Origin of the sequence: Paenibacillus wulumuqiensis, assembly GCF_000971965.1 — a bacterium.
In the GTDB taxonomy this organism is placed as follows: domain Bacteria; phylum Bacillota; class Bacilli; order Paenibacillales; family Paenibacillaceae; genus Saccharibacillus; species Saccharibacillus wulumuqiensis.
The window spans coordinates 22,465-38,083 of the sequence record NZ_LAQP01000016.1 but is presented as its reverse complement, the minus strand read 5'-3'; the positions used below and the strand labels follow the sequence as shown (position 1 = coordinate 38,083).

The 15,619-nt window shown below is 34.7% G+C and carries 10 protein-coding genes and 1 pseudogene; 8 read left to right on the top strand and 3 right to left on the bottom strand.

The window, feature by feature from the left end; genetic code table 11:
• Positions 1–1,134: 1,134 nt before the first annotated feature.
• Together WH45_RS24260 and WH45_RS18560 are read left to right on the top strand one after the other, a co-directional pair.
• Positions 1,135–1,311, top strand: a pseudogene (locus WH45_RS24260) (IS5/IS1182 family transposase); the annotation flags it as partial.
• 288 nt (positions 1,312–1,599) lie between these two features.
• Positions 1,600–1,950 (top strand): integrase core domain-containing protein, encoded by a 351-nt coding sequence (locus WH45_RS18560; RefSeq protein ID WP_162198453.1) that lies wholly within the window; start codon positions 1,600–1,602, stop codon positions 1,948–1,950.
• A 161-nt stretch (positions 1,951–2,111) separates the two neighbouring features.
• Here the strand turns inward: WH45_RS18560 and WH45_RS23975 are convergent, their stop codons facing one another.
• The 3 genes from WH45_RS23975 to WH45_RS18545 all read right to left on the bottom strand — a co-directional run bounded on the left by WH45_RS23975 (position 2,112) and on the right by WH45_RS18545 (position 5,514).
• Positions 2,112–2,783, bottom strand: coding sequence for a hypothetical protein (locus WH45_RS23975; protein ID WP_052723850.1), 672 nt, complete (start codon positions 2,781–2,783; stop codon positions 2,112–2,114).
• Positions 2,784–2,999: 216 nt separating this feature from the next.
• Positions 3,000–3,854 carry a DUF4179 domain-containing protein gene (locus WH45_RS22960; RefSeq protein ID WP_052723849.1) on the bottom strand — a complete coding sequence of 285 codons (855 nt, stop codon included), beginning with the start codon at positions 3,852–3,854 and terminating at the stop codon, positions 3,000–3,002.
• A 1,210-nt stretch (positions 3,855–5,064) separates the two neighbouring features.
• Positions 5,065–5,514: a hypothetical protein gene (locus WH45_RS18545; RefSeq protein ID WP_046215918.1), complete on the bottom strand. Its 450-nt coding sequence runs from the start codon at positions 5,512–5,514 to the stop codon at positions 5,065–5,067.
• Between the two features lie 601 nt (positions 5,515–6,115).
• On the opposite strand from WH45_RS18545, the gene WH45_RS23465 reads away from it, so the two are divergent.
• The 6 genes from WH45_RS23465 to WH45_RS18510 all read left to right on the top strand — a co-directional run bounded on the left by WH45_RS23465 (position 6,116) and on the right by WH45_RS18510 (position 15,508).
• Positions 6,116–6,301 (top strand): hypothetical protein, encoded by a 186-nt coding sequence (locus tag WH45_RS23465; RefSeq protein WP_152663597.1) that lies wholly within the window; start codon positions 6,116–6,118, stop codon positions 6,299–6,301.
• Between the two features lie 837 nt (positions 6,302–7,138).
• On the top strand, positions 7,139–8,998 hold the full coding sequence (locus WH45_RS18530) for a hypothetical protein (protein WP_046215915.1): 1,860 nt from the start codon (positions 7,139–7,141) through the stop codon (positions 8,996–8,998).
• A 26-nt stretch (positions 8,999–9,024) separates the two neighbouring features.
• On the top strand, positions 9,025–9,759 hold the full coding sequence (locus WH45_RS18525; RefSeq protein ID WP_235338416.1) for an OmpA/MotB family protein: 735 nt from the start codon (positions 9,025–9,027) through the stop codon (positions 9,757–9,759).
• The gene (locus WH45_RS18520; RefSeq protein WP_046215914.1) at positions 9,749–10,981 is read left to right on the top strand and encodes a hypothetical protein; all 1,233 of its coding nucleotides are present in this window, start codon (positions 9,749–9,751) and stop codon (positions 10,979–10,981) included. The genes WH45_RS18525 and WH45_RS18520 overlap by 11 nt, the downstream gene beginning before the upstream one ends.
• Before the next feature lie 11 nt (positions 10,982–10,992).
• A complete protein-coding gene (locus WH45_RS18515; RefSeq protein WP_052723848.1) occupies positions 10,993–13,749 on the top strand; it encodes a DEAD/DEAH box helicase in 2,757 nt (918 codons plus the stop codon).
• Positions 13,742–15,508, top strand: a complete 1,767-nt coding sequence (locus tag WH45_RS18510; protein ID WP_046215913.1) for a hypothetical protein — start codon at positions 13,742–13,744, stop codon at positions 15,506–15,508. The genes WH45_RS18515 and WH45_RS18510 overlap by 8 nt, the downstream gene beginning before the upstream one ends.
• Positions 15,509–15,619 lie beyond the last annotated feature (111 nt).

The window sequence follows — 15,619 nt, the reverse complement described above, 5'->3', positions numbered from 1 at the left end:
AAGAGAAACCGGTGTTTGTATAATAAAAAATAAAAAAGCTAGCCTATAATGATGAGTAAGAAATGAAAAAAGTAGCAATAAAGACGGAATAATGATTAGGCCAGTTACTATCCCGATGCTTTCAGAGTTCGGATTCTGATAAGGATTAAAAAATAAAAAAATCACTCCAAGGCAACAGTGTAGTATGCAAATGATTGATAAGATATATTTCTTCATTTAGACAACTCCTCACTTCATTTTATTACAAATAAAGTAAAATAAAAGGAATATTTAGGGATGAAGGTCGGATAGAAAGATTTTGCTAAAGGAGAAATCATATATTAGACTTCATCACTATTTATCTGCTTTACTTGTAGCTTAGACGATTCTATAGTTAAGTAGGATTAGTAATAAAGACTGTACTAAAATCAACTTGAAAAGAGGCGTTATGATGACTAAATATATCTATCAAGGGAAAATAAGAGGTGTATGGAAATTTTCAAATATGGCAGTAAACGTAATCGCATTAACAAAGAACTTGATGGAGTAGCTTTTTTGAAGAAATAAAGAAATTTCCTGAGCCTGTACCTATTACACAATCTATCCGCAATACATATCTAAAAATATATTTGAATATCCTTAATAAAAGTGTAAAGTCAACCAAGGGATGCGGATTTTTTGAGATTTCATTTGATGAGCTTCATGACTCATCTGCCCTAGAATCTACTGAACTGGATGTGGCAGCGGTACGTCATTTTTACGTTGCTTTTCAAGATCAATCTTTACCGGTTGATCCTGAACAAATTATAGTGGCGATCAATAACTTACAAGAAACTCGCACTATACATATTAAAAAGCATAGTCTTCATCAGACTACAGATTATCAACCATTATGGAATTTATACACAAGCAAAAATCCGGATGGCGAGCGCTATACATTACGCGAATTGTTGAAGTTTGCTAGGACCTGTATGCAAACTTCAAGAACGCCCTCAAGTCTGTTGAATTAAAGCCATGAGACGACGATAAGATTTAACCAATAAAGAATGGAATGCTATCGAATCTTTTCTGCCACCTGCCCGAAAAACACAAGAAGGACGACCTCCGAAAGATCAGAAACATCGACTAAATGCGGTATTTTGAGTCGCACGTACTGGAACGGCTTGGCGTGATCTGCTCGACTATTATGGACCTTGGTCTTCCGCTTACCGCTTTTTCTGGCGGCTACAAAAGTCAGGAACCTGGAAGAAAATATCGGAGCAAGTTGCTATTGGACCCAACTTCGAACAGATGATGCTGGATACGACGATTGTCCGTGTTCATCAACGTTGAACGGGCGCAAAAAAGAGGGCAAGACAAGCAATCGATCGGACGTTTATGAGGCGGATTGACAACCAAAATCCATGCAATTGTGGATGCGCTAGGCAATCCGCTTAAATTCGAATTAACGTCTGGACCAGCTCCCAACTATCGACGCCTAGCAACTCTTTATGACAAGACAGCGAGCATGTTCAGGGTCTTTTTGGCTTTAATTTCAATTCGAATTTGGTTTAAGTAGTTTTGCGTACAGGCCCTAGTGAATAAATAAATGCTATTAATCTAAACTAGAAGATTGCCGCTTTGTTCCATAACGAAATTGTCGCGTATGAAATCGGCGAAAAACCGGACAAGGAGCTGGTCCAGCGCACCTTTCAGAAAGCGTTTCGCAAACGAAAAGACGTGACGGGCGTGGTCGTTCATAGCAACCGCGGAGCCCCATACATGTCTCCTCTGTACCACGACATGCTGCCAAAGGTTGGCGCCCGAATCAGCATGTTTCGCGGGGGCAATTGTTATGACAATGCCTCCATAGAGAGTTTCTTCTCGCATCTCAAAACGGAAGGACTCTACCCGTATTCTATCCGAACTTTAGCTGAAGCGCAAAAACGGATGGAACGATATATTCGTTTTTACAACAACAAACGTCCATAGCGAAAACTAAACAAACTGACGCCGGTGGAGTACCGACGTCAGTCCATTTCTCAGGGTGTTTTTTAAGTGTCCATAAATAGGGGCTTGACCACGATAGATCGATGCGTAGGGACTTTTTACATCCAGATAATAAATCATCTAGATCTGTAGCGATAACTCAATTATTGAATCGTAACAAAAGTATCCATAAATGCTTGGCGTTTATCCTTATCATACACATACACATCACCAAATTGGCTGGTCCATGAGCCGTCTTCTACTTGTAAAGATTCAATCGGGAATCCAATATACTGATTGAGTTCTGTACGCTTCAGATCTATCGTATAAACTTTTCCATCATAAGGAATTGTCATAGAAGAAGAGGTCAGGATTGGGAATTTCCGCAATAGTCGAGCATTCTCGCCGATCAGTAGTTTAGCGATTTTATCACCAGTACTAAAGTAATCTTTATACATCTCCTCGGTCACTTTACTGGTTGGATGTGCTTGTTTATATTCTTGGAAAGATTTGTAAAATTTAATATGCCCTTGGTTGTTCTGTAGCTGAGCAGATTTTACAAATGTTCCCCCAGTCATGATGTCTACATTGGCTTGAAATTCAGCTGGGTCGACTGTGACAGTTGGCGTCGGTGTTTCTTTTCGCTTCGAAATAGGCGCTTCTGCGTTAGGAGCAGCGGCTTCTTTGGAATTAGATCCGCTTGTAACTGGCGCTGAGGAATCTGGCGTAGAAGCTTTGTTAATATTTCCAATTCCACCAATTACAAATAGGATGATCAACCATACCCACCATTTCTTGTACCACGGCTTCTTGTTTCTCTCTGGACGCTGTTCCATTACCTAAACCCCTTTATCGATATAATAATTTCAAAGTATAAATATACCATATGAAGGAATATTAAGTATGAATTAATTTGTTTTAGTGACTATCAGATGGATCCACTATTAAATCTTTATTCTTAACGAGAATGATTAGCGATAATAGGTTTAGGTCGTACCTGTTACGGTATATATTTTCCTATAAAAAAGAACCTCAATGAGGTTCTTTTACATTTATTGACCTAAAGATCTACCCAGCATTTCTTCTAATTCGGCTTGTTTCTCTTCTTGGGTCATACTTTCCACAGGTTTATATTCACCTTCATAATTATAATCGGCTGGATCAATTGAATACCCGCCTGCTGGAGCGTACTCTCCGTACGAATTATAATCATCTGGATTGGTTGAAGGTGCCAATGGATCACTTTCTAGTTCATCACGGGTATAGGAAGAATCTGAAGATAGAGTAGATGAGCTATTAGAAGAATTTTCACTTGAAGTGGAAGCAGTAGCTGCGCTTTGTTTAGCTTCAAACTCTTTTGCCTGCATTACCAACTCGTTGATTAATTTATCTCTTCCACCAGTTGCAGCCGTTGCAGCCTTAGTAGCAGACTCCTGAGAGATCGAATAAGTTTCTAAATACATAAGATACTTCCCTCGTAGAGTAGAAAGAGACTCTGAGATATTGTACTCTTCTCCTGCTTGTTTATATTTCTCATAGGTTGTTAATCCGTCAATTAGGCTATGTATTTCCCATGTTGTACGATCTTGCCAAGAGTTATAATCAGAATAAGAATAGGAAGGTAAGTGACGCTGTACTTCATATAAGATGTTGACTCGTTCGATTAATTTACGGCTATACGATTGTGGAAATAGTTCAGCTGTCTCTTCATGAGCGGAATTATAATCTTGCTGATCCATATAATAACCGATCTTTGCGATGTGCTCATTATAATTGTTTATATATCCAATAATGGCACAAAGCATTATCAAACAAGCGGCTCCCACTCCTACAATAATCCAGTTTCTCTTCTTTTTCTTTTTTTGTGCTGAAAGCTCATCTTTTAGTTCTTGTACTCCTGTATTCACAGTATCCCTCCGTTAATTAAATTGCCTTTATTATATTACTCTGAAATAAGGTAATGCGCTACAATCTATCTGATTTGGTAAATATTAAAGATAGTGATACTCCATAAAAAAGTATTTTACTTTTATTTTATTATTCAGTGGCAGGCTCTAAAAGTGATAGTCTGGCTGATGTATGAACTTTTGATAGGAATTGGAATGAACATGTCTAGCAATATATCGATCTAAATTGGCATCTACAGATGTTTGGTAGTCTATCTCATGGATTAGGGTAATGATCTTTACTTGAAGTCTACCAAGGATTCCTTCTGTCTATTAAATAGATCGAAGACAACAGGAAAGCACAATAGTGTTTACTCACGAAGAAGTGGAACAGAGCAAAATCGAGATGGGATAAGAAAACAGGAGGAAACAGCGAAATATAAAGTTAATCTGGTCGGCTAACTTATACATCGTTACGAGCGCATTTGCCTTAGGAGTAGTGTAGCAAGTTAATGCGCGAACTAAAGCCTTTCCGTACTGCGGCGTATGTATCGACGATAACCAGACGCCAATACAAGTGGGGAGAGGGTAAAAATTTAAGATCTTTCTGCTGCATTATTCTGTTTGCTTTATGTTTTGAACAAAACTCATAAGCAGCGTTCGATCTTGGTCACTATCCTAGTGAGCCTAACAAAACCAACTTGGTGACCAATGATTTAACGAGTCATTTACAGTATCTTAAAAAGTTATGAAGTTAAAACTCTTTATTCATTGGTCTAAGAAGTGATTTATAATTATCAAGTTCAAAAACTTCCAAAGTTAAAAGTATAGGAAATTCTAAAGTTAATTAATAAGATCAGGCAATAATTCATTCAAGATTTAGAATTCAAATAAAAAGCAGTCATATGCTTATAGAGCATATGACTGCTTTTTATTTATTTTTTATTTTGCTCAATAGTTACGTTGCTGCTTATAGTATCTGGATCGTCTAATTGGAAATAAGTATTAGGTTCACTACGTGTAAGCACAAAACCACCGCCACTAAATAAGGAGTCTATAACTAAGCGGCTTGCTCCAATAGCTACAAAATCAGTTCCAAAAAAGTTTACTGGCATGATAGTGGTAGAAAAATTTGGAGCATGTTCGCCTTTTCCACCTTTTTCAGTGATTAAATATTCATAATCTGCACTATTACCAGTACCATCGAGTACAAGATCTAAAGAATACTTTCCTAAATCGACTTTTTTGCAAATTCTTGTGAATGTTTAACTATATCTTCATCTGTCATTTTAGCTGCATCTTCAATTTTAAGAGATTCAGCGACTTCACTATAATCGTAATAAGTTACTTCATCATTGTCAAAAACATATACTTTTCCAATGCTAGTATCTCTAGTTAAATCTGATTCATCAATTACTGTTGTAGCAAGCCAAACAGAATGCTTTTTTAATGCTTCGCTTAATGGAGTGAATCCACCAGGAGGCCCATCTTGTGGCCCATCATCAGAAAATAAAGAATCTTCGTTAGAATAAGTAACTTCATCTTGTGACCCACTATCGGCAGATGAAGAACTTACCTTAGAATTAGAGACATTCTTATTTCCATTATCTCCACATGCTACTAAGAGTATAAGTACAGTAAGTATAATGAAGAACGAGATTCCTTTTTTAGTAATCAACATATTTTCCTCCAAATAATAGTATGAGATAGTTAAATATATACTAATCAGTTATCTTAATATAGTCTTATTGTATCGCAATAATGATTCTTTAGTCACATATTTAATTAATGATAATAAATATGGAATTTTAGTTTGAAGAAAATTTAATTTGTTAAAGGTTAGTGTGTCTTCTTAGATCATATTAATTGTAGCAGTTATGCTCATTGGTTGTTCAATCGAGAGGAAACTGTAGTTATATTATTATTACGACGGGGTTGATCGCTGGCTGCTGAAGTAATATGGCAGAGTGCAGATAATACTTTCTGTGCTGATTTAGATACCTAAATTGATCTATAAATGATGAATAATCAGCAAGAACTGTTCGTTCGGTATCCGGTCTCTAATCTTGTGTGACTACAGAATAATATAATATGCTACGATCTATCTTATTTTAGTAAATATTATAAGTAAAGGTGATCCATTCGAAGTACATTTTACCTTTTTATTTTAAGATAGGCTTCTTTTTTTCGGCCTAGTTCGCAGCATGAATTCAATCAATGCTCACGGTTAATCAGCTTTACTTTAGTTAACTTGGCTAGCTTATAGGCAGCAGATTGGTACGATGAATACAGCAGATCGGTCAATTGCTGGGTCAGATACTGCATTACGAAGAAGATTTGTATTTATGGAATTGGGGCCTGATTATGAAGTGTTTAGAGATGCTAACTCAATTACACCTAGTCAGGTAAATGATACGGTGAATTTGGAAGAGCTACTTAGATCGATAAATAGCAAAATTGTTAAATAATTGGATCGTGATCATCAGATTGGTCATGCGTATTTTATGGATATTCTTTCACTAAGCGATTTATACAAGACTTGGTATTACAGATTGATCCCACTTCTAAGTGAATATTTCTATAATGATCTGGAAACTATCCAAAGTATTATTGGTAAAGAGTTTATAGACCAGAGAGGCCAAGTTAAGCTCATAGATTACAAGACGACAGATGGAAACGCATCCCCATTTGAACAAGCGTTTATGCGTATCTCTAAAGGTAATGTAGACGTATGAGTATTGAAAATTTACTTTTAAAGTATAAGGATGCTTATGAGAACAATATAATGAGGCCATTTCAGACAGATTTGTATCAGATGCTAGTGTATGCTATGCGATTTCGATGTGACACAGTGTTACTGTTCTATCCAAAGTTTCAGAGAAGGAACGAGTGGAGTGAAAATGAGGAGACCGTTAGTTATAAAATAGCTAATGGTAACGACACAGTAAGATTAACTTTGATGGAGATCGATATAGCACAAAGAAATATTATAAAATAATAGAAGGTATAACCTATGAAATTAATAATACATATGGAACTGTCTAAACAATATATCAATCTAAATACTCATTCTTTATTCATAAGGACCGAGTTTCTTTATATTTAAAATATATATTTTGTTATAGTTCTTTATAAATAGATTTTATTGAAAAATAATCCTTTATATCCAGGACTAAAGTATTTATACTAAATAAGTATCATATTTAATTACTAAATTCGGAAATTCTACTACACATATGATGGTAGGGAAAATTTCGAATTATAAATTGAGTACTGAATATAAAATGAATACAGGAGTTGGAATTATGAAGTTTGATATTATTACTTGGTTGATCGGAATTGATATTGCAATTATGTTTTTTATTTTTGTTTTTCAATTCAAAAAAATATTTTCATCATATGATAGCTCACAAAAAGCGGCTACTTTAATCAATGAAAAATTAGAAGAATTGAAAAAAGAAGTTGATGTAAATCAGAGATTTTTAGAATTTGATAAATGGTTGGAAAATCAAAAAAATTCGTACATAAAGCAAAGTGTATTGCCTTCTTGGAAGCAATATTACGAGAAGTTTCAGTTTTATCAAAAAGAAGGAATTGTTTTTACTCCAGATATATATGATTTCTTTTTTGAAGAACCCTTAGTACAAGAATTCGGAAAACGTAAATTTGCTGAGATTATACCTGGTATATTCTTATCGTTAGGTATTCTTGGGACCTTCTTTAGTATTGCTATTGGTGTATCTGGCTTATCTATCAGTGGTGAAACAGATACTATGCAAGCAGGGATCGAAAAATTACTACAAGGGATGCAAATGAAATTTTCATCTTCTATTGCAGGTATTCTTTTCTCATTAATCTGGCAATGGCTAGATAAAAGCAAATATTATCCTAAACTAATCAATAGCTTTAACCAGATCCGTCAAAGCTTAGATGAAGCATTTCCTACACAAGATTCGAGTACAGTCATCTATACAATGAATAAAAACCAAGAACAGCAAATGAAAGATTTTCAGACATTCCTCTCTGATGTCCTTATTCCAAATATGGTACATGGCGTGGCTGAATCTATTCAAAAATCGATTACTCCGCATTTAGAACAGACCCAACAGATTATGGGTGACTTGATTCAATCTAGCAGTGTAAATCAAGCTCAAGGCATGCAACAAATGGTAGATCAATTTGTAACGCAGTTAAATGAATTAACTGGTGACCATATGAAAAATCTAGGGGAAGCATTGCATTCCACTATTGAATGGCAGCAAAAAGTTCATGAGGAAATGGGAGCACTCGTTCAATCTATGCAAGATTCAGCAAAAGAACAATCAACCATGGTTGAGAAAACTACTCTATTAACAGAACAAATACATGAATATACAGAGCATATTACCTATTATCAATCTGTACTTGAAACAACCGTAGAAGGTTTGAATAAAACAACAGAAAAAAATAGTCAATTGCAATCTGTAACGACTACTTTGTTAGAAAAAATGACTGAAGAAAGACAAGTATTTAACGATTATTTTAACAGTCATATCGGTAAATTAAAAGAAAATGTAGATTCCTTTGTAGCACAGACAACTCTACAAGTTACTTTCCAACAGCGATTAGAAGAAAATTTACAGAGAATTGCGAATATTACACAAAGCCAGCAAACATTGGCTGTAACGTTATCGCATCAAGCAGATCTAAGTCAACGTTCTAACCAAGAACTAGAAGATATTTTTGATAAGTTTAAAGGTAACAATAATCAATTTGTAAATTTGCAAGAAGATTTGCATAACTTGATCGTCGATATTCAAGAAGAAAGAAGAGAACTTGATCAAATTGCATCAAGAACACAAAGTATGCTAAGTGACCAACTCGAAAATATGGATGAGCGAGTAGAACAATTGACTACCGTTTGGGAATCCACAAGTGAAACGATGTCTAGAACTAACAAGCATCTAGAAGTTGCTATGAATCAGTTTACTGAGGATATGCATAGAGGATTAGAGCATACACTTAATCAGTTTGATCAAGAGCTAAGTAAGTCGGTTCAATATTTGGCAAATGGCGTCGATTCTATTCGAGAAGGTGTAGAGGACATGCCAGAAACACTGGATTCATTAAAGCAAGTTGTTAATGAGATGAAACGACAAGCAGTCAGACTACCTGATCCAGTATAAATAACGTTATAAGGTGATGATTTATTTTGGCTAGAGGATTTCGTAATCAGCGACATATGGCTCGCGGACATGAAGGCGATAAAGAGAGTTCTTGGGTTTCTTATACAGACCTAATGTCCACATTACTTGTTATTTTTGCACTTGTGCTGATGGTAACGATCTATAATACGCAGTCTGCATATGAAGAAAAAGAAGCTGCTATCAATGAAAAAAACGAAATGATTGAACAAGTAGTTGGAGTGAAATCAGAAATTATCCAAGAACTTATCAAAGCATTCAAAGACTCAGATTTGGCAATGGAAGTCGATCCACAAACAGGAGCGATTCGTTTCTCTGGAGGCGTGTTTTTTGACTCTAATAGCAGTAATGTATCTGCAACAGGAGAAAAATATTTAAAGCAGTTTATTCCTCAATATATAAATATTCTTTTATCGGATCGCTTCCGCGGGGAAATATCACAAATTATTGTTGAAGGTCACACCGATACCAAAGGTGGATATCTATATAACTTACAACTGTCACAAGATCGAGCATTGTCTGTAACCCAAGAAATATTTCAGCCAGGGTTTCCAAATTTTAAGCATAAAGAAGAGTTGAAGTCAGTAATTACGGCTAACGGACGTTCTTATAGTATTCCTGTATTAAAAATAAATGGAGCTATTGATGCTAATAAATCTAGACGAGTTGAATTTAAATTCCGTTTGAAAGACGATCAGCTGCTAGATCAACTGCATGGATTGGGTGAGCCAGATGGAAATTAATCAATATTTTCGCCATTTTGCTTTTACTCCTAAGCTTATTGTTGAAGAGCGTAAAAAGGTTGAACAAAAATTCCAAAAGTTAGATCAAGAAATACTCAAGCAAAGAGGCAAATATATGTTGCCTCGCTTGCTTGAGATCATTAGATCTACTCCTATCGAAAAAATTCAGGAATTCGCGCTACAATTAAAAAGAATTGAAATTAAGCTTTTAATCTCCGAAGAATATCCTTTTCCTCAAGAAAATCCAGAAACTATACGTAAAATTAATTGGATATTAACTAATCGCTATACTTCTACAGTAGGGCGTGCTGCTTGGTCGCTCTTTCAACACAATCACAATAATGAGTATTTACAAGAATTGTTAAAACAAACGTATCACATAGATCAGTTTAGTTTTTTGGTATTGAATGAAACCTTACAGCATCAGCTAAAGGAAGCTATGAATTACCCATCAGGTTTGGTTAAAGGGTTAGTTCATTTATTTGTAAAATCCGATCACGGAATAGAAATGATCTGTTCACGATTAAAAATTAAAAAAGACGCTCAGCTTCAATCAGAATTAATTTATAACATTTTAAAGGATGGACTAGTAGACGATCAAATGATCCAGCGTAATGAAGCAGAGTATATTACTAGTTTATTAGAACGTTACCCAATGAATGAGTATAAACAGCTCATTAAAAATTACTTTGAATCTAGAGAGTACAAACAATTCCATACTTCAATTCTAAACCAAGCGATCGTCAGATTGCGTGATCCGCGCGAGAGAAAAGTAGACTGGGAGTTTTTAAGCGACAAGGCTATGGAACAAGTAATGCGTTGGTTATTACAAAGTAAACTCCAGCAATTCTTCAATCAAGATACGAATAGTGAACGATTTGATTACTGGAAGCGATTTATCGATTACATGTATGATGTAGAACTTATCGATGATCCAATGATTGCTTTTATCTATTTTGATAACTTTGTCGTAGTTGAATATGGAGATTTAGGTGCGGCTTATTTTTATTACCGAGAAGGTTTTGAACAATACGTACTCCCTAAATTATATTCTGATGAATTCAGAAGAACTAGAAGTAAAGCACGAAAAGAAAGCATGTTTAAAATCACAGATCAAACACGCGGAGGTGTTCAATTATACATTAACAAACTCTCTCATATGGGTGCTTGGCAATATAAATTTGATCGATTCATGAGCCAATATCTTAATCATATTAATTAAAGGAGAACATTATGGCAGGTCTATTCGGCTTTATGAATAAACGAAAAAAGGAAAGTACTCCCTCAATTTCTCCTAAAATTCAAATCCAGCGAGAACTAACTTCCAATGGACTTAAATATACTATTTCGCGGGATAATCAATCGCTGCAGTTTCCATTGGGACTACGAATTTCAGAACTACGTCAATTGGATAATGCAGAGCTGCTTGAGCTATTAGAAGAGCTCTGGTATGAAGAAGCACTTAACAAAGAAGGCGATAGCTATAGTATTACTTATGATCATTTCAAATTGTTACCTGCTGAGTATCAAACAGGATTAGAGATTCCATCTAGTACAAAACTCAACCTCAAATTGGCACATGAAAGTGCGGTAGGCTCTCCTCATTTCAAGTTTGTTTTAGAGAAAAATTACGAGTCTTGGAAAAATATTGAGCGTACAGCTAGAAGTATCGGACCGTGGATTGTACTACCGGATCAGCAAGTATTATTAATGGATGAAGAACAATACCATTTTCAGCAAATGATCGAACAAGCACCTAATCCATTGGATAAAGAACAAATATTTAATTATGTAGCGGAAGTGCGCAGCTGGGCAGTTTCACATGGTTATGCCATGGACGATTACTTACAGCATCAAGAGTATCAGTTTGTTGATCAAATTGACATTGATCTAAATTATGATCAGCAGTCCATATCATTTGAACCTCAGTATCGTTCTTCTGATTCTGTCGAACCACAATTGCTAAGAGAAATGAGTGAGCAATCCAGTCGTTATGCAGTAGATGGTCAACGTCGCAAAGTATTTGTGAAGCCATCCATTGTGGAAGAAGCAGATCATATTAAAAGTATACCTGCTATTGAAGGAGCAGATATAGCTCGTTTTGCAGAAAATCCGGAAGCTTATCTTCCAGAAATAGAAGGCTTGGATCTTAAGTTATTTGGAGAGCGTGTAAAGTCTCTAGGTATCCGGGTATACCGAGCGCAACCTTTTGTGAATGCAGCAGAGAAAGATCGTGGTTGGTTTGAACTGGATTATGGATTTACTGCACAAGACGAAAATGGAGAAGTAAAAGAAACATGGCAGGGATTAGAAATCTTAGATCTGATTACTCAAGCTCAAGCAGCTGGTGAGCAATACATTGAATGGAATGGGGACTGGCTAAAACTCCCTCAGGATGCTCAAGAATTTGTTGAATCTACAGAGAAGGTTAAAGAGCATTTCGATAATAATGGTCTATTAGATGTTACTAAGCTACCTTATGTGCTAGAAATCTATGAGAATATTAACCAATTAGAATTCAATCAGCCGATTTTGCAAGCCCAGCAAGAAATGCAAGACTTAGAAGTGTTTCAGCAACTTCCGCCTCAGTCCTTTACAGCTTCACTTAAACCTTTCCAAGTAGATGGGTTCATCTGGATGAAGGCTTTACATTATCGTAAGCTGGGTGGATTACTAGCAGATGATATGGGACTAGGTAAAACCATACAAGTAATTTCTTTTTTGACCTATTTACAAGAGGTCGGCAAGCTTACTCCTACATTAATTGTTGTACCAAAAACACTTATAGATAACTGGGAAAAAGAGGTAAGTAAATTTGCTCCAGAACTGCTGAGTTCACTGTACATTCATCGTGGTAGTCAAAGACAGAAAGATCCTGAAGTCTTAAAACGAGTCGGAATAACAATTACGACGTATCATACCCTCACCAAGGACCAGCTTATCTTTGGTCAAGTCGATTGGCAAGCTATCATCTGTGACGAAGCGCAAGCGATTAAAAATCCTTCTACAGCATCTTCACGCGTATTAAAAGCAATGAAAGCCAAATTCCGTTTAGCGATGACGGGAACACCTGTAGAAAATGGACTTAGTGAATTATGGTCCATTATGGATTATGTACAGCCTGGAATGCTGGGGAGTCTAAGTCAATTCAAAGAAAAATTTGTACAGCGAATTGATGGAGAAGAAAGAGATTATGAAGCAGAGCAACAACTTCTTGCTCGGATCTCTATGGTATATAAACGCAGAACCAAGTCAGAGGAATTGGGCGATCAGTTACCACCCAAACAATCTATTATCCGTAATGTAGGCTTAGGACAAGAGCAAAGTCAGCTTTATTCTGAAGTCATCAGACTTGTACAAAACAAAATTATGGATGGCCTCCAAGCTATTCAAAAACTTAAAGCACTTAGTTCACATCCAGCATTAGTCAACGATCAATATATCAATCTACCTTATACTGCAGTGCCTAAGCTGCAAGAAACGGTTGAGATTATTCGTAAAGTGCGTGAGCAAGGTGAAAAAGTGCTTATCTTCACAGAGTATATTAAGATGCAAGATATTTTGCGTAAAACGATACGAGAATGCTTTGATCTGAATCCTATGATTATTAACGGGATGACGAATCGCCGGCAAGAACAAGTCGATCTGTTTAATAGTCAGCCAGGATTCGATGTATTAATCCTATCTCCCAAAGCAGCAGGTACAGGGTTAACTATTACTTCCGCGAATCATGTAGTTCACTACACACGTTGGTGGAATCCAGCTGTAGAAAATCAAGCCACAGATCGTGCTTACCGCATTGGACAGGATAAGCCAGTATCGGTGTATTATCCTATTGTAGCTGATATAGACGGGCTTACGAAGAATGGAACTGTAGAAGAGATTGTGCATCGGATTCTTACGGATAAGCAAGAAGTAGCGTCTTCTGTGATTGTATCGAGTAGAAAGCTGAATATTGAGGATGAAGTATTGAGAGGATTGGATGTTTAATACAATGCTCACAAATAAAATAAAGAACCTATTCGAATTGGACGAATATTATAAAACAAAGAATTATTTATTCATTTATACGATAATTAGTTTTTATATTTTAATGTTTTTGAAGATTTTGTTAATTAAACAATCTATTTATGTTTTTTGGCCTGTATATACTATTTTTAGTGTATTTGCAGTTAAATTATTAGTTAATTATGCAACCTCTTTAAAAAAACAGCATTTGAAAATTAAAAACTTTGAAGGATTCTATATAAATTATGGAGGATTCTATTTAAAGCTAAAACGAGATTACATTAAAAGTTGTTTTGTATTTGCAATAAGTCTATTCCTTCAAATTTATATTTTCTTGTTTAGTATAGAAGTAACAACTTTTAGATATGAAATTATCAATTGGTTATTTGGGATTAGTGTTACATTGTTGTTATTAATAATCTGTGTATTTAAGTTTCAAGGTTCGTTTTTCATGACCTTAATTATTACATTTTCCAATATAGCTATTTTTGTGATTTTAATGCTCGCTGTAGTATTTTTAATTATTCATATAGGCGGAGAAGATGGGAAGGGATTTATAATAGGATCCTTATTATTTATCTTGTCATGGGGAAATGCAACTGAAGTGCTAATTTTAGTTGCGGTAGTAGCTCTTTCCTTTCAAATTTTTATTATTTCCAATCGCCCTCCAAGTACTTTAGAGAGCACTAAATCAGCATTGAAAATTATAAATATTATCTCAACTATAACGCTAGCGTTTATTCTTTTGTACTTAAATACTGTATCTGATCTATTGTATTCTTATACTTTAGATTCTAATATAGATAGTATCGAACAGTTATTAAAAGACTTGAAAATAAATAATATAGAGGAGTTTAAAGATTGTATTAGAAAAATAATCACTTTAGTTTTATTGCCATTCACTTCAGGAAATGCGATAGCCACATTAGCAGTGGACTATATTGATCAAAAATACAAGAAAAGATCAAAAAAAGATTATTTAAAAGGATTTGAGTATTTTATTGAAGATCAAAATTTAGATCGTGCAGAAATTTATTTTAAAAAAAGTGTTTATTATGGTGGTAGTACCTATGAAATCCAACTTAGAACCAATCCCTTGCTCTTACCCCTTGTTGAAGGATTGATGACAAAAGAGAAATTAGATACAAGACTGAAAAAACTTTTTAGATGGATAAAAGAAAAACTAATTGCTTTTAAAGATTATATAATTTCTATTATTTTTGATCTATATGAAGATTTAAAACCGAGTATGTCTCAGACAAATGAAGCATTTAAATATTTAAGTAGTGAATGGAAGCAAGGTAATAAGAAAAGAGTTATCTTAGCAGTTCTTAAGATCATTATTTTATTTGGAATAATAGTAACATTAGTACTACTATCAGTAAGGTATAATTTTCTACAAAAATATGTAGATACTATATTTAATAATACAAATATTTTTATAGAGAAAAGATTTGATGTTTTAAGCGATAGACTGAAGGGAATACTTACTTTTACAGTAGTATTGCTAATAGCTATTATTAATATATTGCATGCTTTGATACAGCTCAAGAATCGTAAGTTATGGAATAAGATTTTCTTTTTGATTATGCGTTTTTCAATAAGTTTATTGTTTTTAAGTATTGGGCTGTCTATTCTGTTTCCAGCACATGAATATACTATTGTACAAAACTTATCAGAAATATCTTCTTTTAGTTTTCCAATTTCAATCTTAATCTTTGTTTTATTCAAAAATCGTTAGTTATAATTATTTATAATTTCCAAATATAAAATAGCAATTCTAATACGTCGCTATTTTATATTTGGAATAACAAAAAATCAAGGTTATACTTATACACAAGCTTATTTGTAT

Coding starts and splice junctions, on each gene's coding strand:
- WH45_RS23975 (WP_052723850.1), bottom strand. CDS start 2,783: ATGGAACAGCGTCCAGAGAGAAACAAGAAGCCGTGGTACAAGAAATGG.
- WH45_RS18545 (WP_046215918.1), bottom strand. CDS start 5,514: ATGTTGATTACTAAAAAAGGAATCTCGTTCTTCATTATACTTACTGTA.
- WH45_RS23465 (WP_152663597.1), top strand. CDS start 6,116: ATGAATACAGCAGATCGGTCAATTGCTGGGTCAGATACTGCATTACGA.
- WH45_RS18530 (WP_046215915.1), top strand. CDS start 7,139: ATGAAGTTTGATATTATTACTTGGTTGATCGGAATTGATATTGCAATT.
- WH45_RS18520 (WP_046215914.1), top strand. CDS start 9,749: ATGGAAATTAATCAATATTTTCGCCATTTTGCTTTTACTCCTAAGCTT.
- WH45_RS18515 (WP_052723848.1), top strand. CDS start 10,993: ATGGCAGGTCTATTCGGCTTTATGAATAAACGAAAAAAGGAAAGTACT.
- WH45_RS18510 (WP_046215913.1), top strand. CDS start 13,742: ATGTTTAATACAATGCTCACAAATAAAATAAAGAACCTATTCGAATTG.